The 3,911-nt window shown below is 68.1% G+C and carries 6 protein-coding genes; 2 read left to right on the top strand and 4 right to left on the bottom strand.

Translation table 11 applies throughout. The features are described 5' to 3' along the window. Positions 1-298 precede the first annotated feature (298 nt). Together G3N93_RS35685 and G3N93_RS35680 are read right to left on the bottom strand one after the other, a co-directional pair. Positions 299-547, bottom strand: a complete 249-nt coding sequence (locus tag G3N93_RS35685) for an ogr/Delta-like zinc finger family protein (protein WP_174916740.1) — start codon at positions 545-547, stop codon at positions 299-301. Positions 548-727: 180 nt separating this feature from the next. Beyond that, positions 728-943, bottom strand: coding sequence for a hypothetical protein (locus tag G3N93_RS35680; RefSeq protein ID WP_174940132.1), 216 nt, complete (start codon positions 941-943; stop codon positions 728-730). A 162-nt stretch (positions 944-1,105) separates the two neighbouring features. On the opposite strand from G3N93_RS35680, the gene G3N93_RS35675 reads away from it, so the two are divergent. Next, the gene (locus G3N93_RS35675; protein ID WP_244132534.1) at positions 1,106-1,528 is read left to right on the top strand and encodes a transcriptional regulator; all 423 of its coding nucleotides are present in this window, start codon (positions 1,106-1,108) and stop codon (positions 1,526-1,528) included. A 301-nt stretch (positions 1,529-1,829) separates the two neighbouring features. Then, the gene (locus G3N93_RS35670; protein WP_174946961.1) at positions 1,830-2,126 is read left to right on the top strand and encodes a hypothetical protein; all 297 of its coding nucleotides are present in this window, start codon (positions 1,830-1,832) and stop codon (positions 2,124-2,126) included. Positions 2,127-2,306: 180 nt separating this feature from the next. Here G3N93_RS35670 and G3N93_RS35665 read toward each other — a convergent pair whose 3' ends face one another. Continuing rightward, positions 2,307-3,377, bottom strand: coding sequence for a phage late control D family protein (locus G3N93_RS35665; protein WP_174940126.1), 1,071 nt, complete (start codon positions 3,375-3,377; stop codon positions 2,307-2,309). Next, the gene (locus tag G3N93_RS35660; protein WP_069246823.1) at positions 3,374-3,805 is read right to left on the bottom strand and encodes a phage tail protein; all 432 of its coding nucleotides are present in this window, start codon (positions 3,803-3,805) and stop codon (positions 3,374-3,376) included. Before G3N93_RS35660 ends, G3N93_RS35665 begins: the two co-directional genes overlap by 4 nt. Positions 3,806-3,911 lie beyond the last annotated feature (106 nt).

Raw genomic sequence — 3,911 nt, 5'->3', positions numbered from 1 at the left:
GTGCGGGGCTGTCCGGCGGGGCGTCGAAGTTCAGCGTGTCGGCGGCCGCCGCGATGGCCGCGTGCAGCGCGGCGTCATGCGGCGCGGGTTCGGTGGCGTAGCGGTTCATGTGCGCGCCTCCGGGCAGTCGACCCGTGCGCAGTGCGCGGGGTGGCCGACCATCGCCGGGCTGGCGGGGCATCGAATGGCACGGCCCGCTTGGATCGGGATCATGAGGTGTCCTTTTCAATGGCAAAGACGAACCCTCGCGCCGTTCAGGCACGATGCGAGGGAAACGCGGGAACGAGGGGTTAGGGCGTCAGACCGGCAGCTCGAGTTGCGCGGCCAGGCGTTCGCGGACGTGCGGCGAGAGCGGCAACTGCAACGAGAGGTTCGGGACGGCGGACGGCGACAGCGTGCGGGCGAATTCCATGTTGACGACGTACGTGTGGCCGCACTCCGGATTCGCGCACTGGAAGGTGATTTCGCGGAACGTCAGCGACATTTCGCGGCTGCTGCGTGCGGTGGCGCGGGTGCGGCAGTGCGGGCAACGGTTCAGGATTCGCATGAGGGCGTGCTCCGGGCGAGAGTCGGCGCATGGCCGGACGGGCAGTGGGCCGCGCGGGCGATCCGGCTGCATCGCTGGCCGATCGGCTGATTGGTGCGGGCGTGCGCGCGGCTCACAATCGACGCTGCGGGCACGGACGGTCGGGCGCGCTCGAAGGTGGAGAACATGAGGGCGCCCGGTTCAACGGCCAGCGGTGCGCGAGCGCGGCGTCGCGATCGCGCGCAGGTGGCTCGCGCCGATGCGGATCAGTTCCCGCGCCATGCTGGAGATCGAGCGGTTGCGCTGCGCGGCGAGCTGCTCGAGCTCGCCGCGCTCGACCGGTGTCAGCCCTACGTAGACGGGTTTGTCCGACATCGTGCCGCGCGGCGAACGGCGCGCGCCTTTGGGAGTAGTCATGGTCGGTATACTTTGTGGAGATAGTCTTGCGTTACGGTAAGGCCAGTGTAATGAGCAAAAAACAGCGCGTCAATTGTTAATGGGTAATTTATGACACAAATCGGGAGTCGCTTGCGGGACGAGCGCTTGCGGATCGGACTCAGCCAGGACGAGTTTGCGACCGTGGGCGGTGTCGCGAGGCGCTCGCAGTCGGCGTACGAGTCGGATGAGCGCTCTCCCGACGCGACCTATCTGCTGGCCGTTCGCGAGATCGGTGTCGATATCGGCTACGTGCTGACCGGCGAACGGTCCGCCGCAGGCGAACCCGCGTCGGAGGCCGGCAGCCGCGACGCGGACGAAGCCGACGTGCTGGCGATGTACCGGCAGCTCAACGACGCCGGCAAGGCATCGCTGCACGCGTTTCTCGCCAGTTGCATCAGCACGGGCGCGATGGTGCAGGCGGCTGCGGCGCCGCGGCGCGCGAAGCGCCTGCCGGAGAATCGCCGCGCGGCACTCGATCAGCGCACGGCGGAAAACGTCGAGCGGGCGATGGCCGAGGTCGAACGGCTGAAGTCCGAACGCGCGGCGAAGCAACCGAAGAAATAAGCGGCCGCGCGGCCCGACGCACGCTCTGCTGCGCATGCCGGCAGCATGCTGCATGCGGTCGCACGCTGCCCGATCCAGGGCGTGACGCGGGCGGCCCGTCTCCTTTCCGTTTTCCCGATTCCACGGCGGCGCGCTGAGCGCATCGCGCAAGCGCATCGGATAAAATCGGACGAATCACTGTATATCCATACAGTATTGGTTTAGCATTCTGAAAGCCGGCGAGCTGGCGGCGGGGCGTTCCGAGGCGACCCGTCGTGTCAGGCGGCCCCCGGTGGATGACTGAGTTTGCGGAGACCGGAAAATGGACACCAACAGGAAGCACGACATCGGGACGATCGGCGCGTCGGCGCACGCCGACCATCGCGCGGACACGCGTGGATTGACGATGGGCCCGCCGCGATATCGTCCGGACCTGACCGACGACGAGCGGGCCGACGCGCACGCAAAGATCGACAGCGCGATGCTGTCGGTCGGGCAGGTGCTCGAGGCCGCGCTGCAGGCGATGGCCAATTTGCGCGATGCGCGTGCCACGTTGCAGCAATGCGGCGACGCGCGGGACACGCGCATGACGCTCGGCGGGCGTCAGCAATCGAGCTGAATCCCCACCCCTCATCCCCGCCGGCCGGCATTCGCTCCGGCCGTTGCATCGAACCCGAGCCGCGCATCCCGCGCGTTACCTCACCCCGCCCCCCGAGATCCTGAATTCGCCACCGTGATCGCCGCCACGCGATCGCGTGCCGGGCATCGCGGCGTCGGTCGCCGCTTGCCATTTCACCCGTCAGCGCTTGCCGGTTCGCCCCGACTTCTTCGGCGCGTCGCGTACCTCGAGCTCGAGCGCGGTCGTGAACCCGCCGTCGCCGATCGTGTGCGTCGCCTTCTTCACGAGCCACGGCGTCTCGTCGATTTCCGGCTTGAACCCCGTCACGGTGACGGGCATCTCGGGAAACAGTTCGGGCCGGCCCAGTGCGAGCGTGTAGCTCAGCGTCGACTGGCCGCGCTGCGTGCGCGCATAGTCGGCTTGCGCGGCCGCCCGGGCCTCGGCTTCCGTCGCGTAATCCTCGGGCAGCACCTTGGCGTTCTTGCCTTTCGCGTCACCGACGACCACCGACAGCCGCCGCGCGCTGCCATTCGAGTGATAGTGCGCGCGCACCGACGTGTAATCGTCGCGCTGCGCGATGTGGTAACGATGCTGGTCGCCGCTCGCGCGCGTGATGGCCAGCACGTCGAGCGGCTTGCCGCTGACGGTCTTGCCGCTGCCGATCGGCGTGAACAGCAGACGCTTGTCCTTCACGGTCATCACCGCGTCGTAGCGCTTGGCGAGGCGCGTCAGGAACGACATGTCGGATTCCTGCGTCTGGTCGACGTGGTCGATCCGCGTCGCGGCGAGCGTGGCGTCGACGGCGGCCGTGAGCCCGTAGCGTGTCGCGATGGTGCGCACGATCGCGCCGATCGTCTGCCGGTGCCAGCTTTTCTCGCGGCGTTCGTGCATGCCGTTCGTCATCGAGGCCGAACGTGCGCGGATCGTGATGACGTCCGGTGCGCCGCTGTGCTCGACTTCGTCGACCGTGAACGCGCCCTTGTCGACGAGCGGCTCGCCGACCCAGCCGATCGACAGCTTGATGCTCGCGCCACGCTTCGGAATCGCGAACGTGCCGCGCGCGTCGTCGAGCACCAGGTCGAGCATGTCGGCTTCGTCCGCGCGCGATTCCGACAGCGACAGGCTGATGAGGTTGGGCGCGATCAGGCGCGACAGGTCGCGGCCGTCGAGCGTGATCCGATAGTCGGCCTGCGGCTGCACGCGACCCGCGCGGGCCTGCGCATCGCCCGGCTTGCGTTCCACCGTGCTCATTGCTCGTCCGCTCCGCTTTCGTCGTCCTGCTGCGGCTCGGCCAGCACGCCGTCGTCGACGCGCTTGAGCGTCAGCGTGAACGCGATCTTGCGCGCGATGCCTTCCTTCGTGTGGTACGTGGCGGTCTCGTTGAGGCTGTCGATCACGTACGCGCCGTACACGTTGCCGTTCCCGTCGACGAGCACATAGGCGTCGCCGGCGTCGCCCATCCGGGCGAGCGCTTCGATCGACGCGATCTCGCCGATGCCGTTGTCGGGGGCGACGATGCCGGACAGGGTGATCGTGTCGTCGCCGGCGCCGGTGAACTGGCTCGCATCGCGCACGCCGATGCGCGAGCTGGTGCGGTGCTTCCAGTTGCGCTGGCGCTGGAGCTCCTGGTAAGGCGTGGTCGCCAGGCTGAAAACGAACTGGTCGAGCGACATCATCATGGGCGGGTTTCCTTCAGCGAACGATCAATCGGACAGGCGCGAGCCGGCGCGCGACGCCTTCGCGCGTTCGACGCGTTCGAGCTCGGCGCGCACCATGCGCGCGATA

The organism is Burkholderia sp. Se-20378, assembly GCF_017104665.1.
Taxonomy (GTDB): Bacteria; Pseudomonadota; Gammaproteobacteria; order Burkholderiales; family Burkholderiaceae; genus Burkholderia; species Burkholderia lata.
Note: the sequence above shows the minus strand (reverse complement) of the source record. Positions and strands in the feature narration are given on the sequence as shown.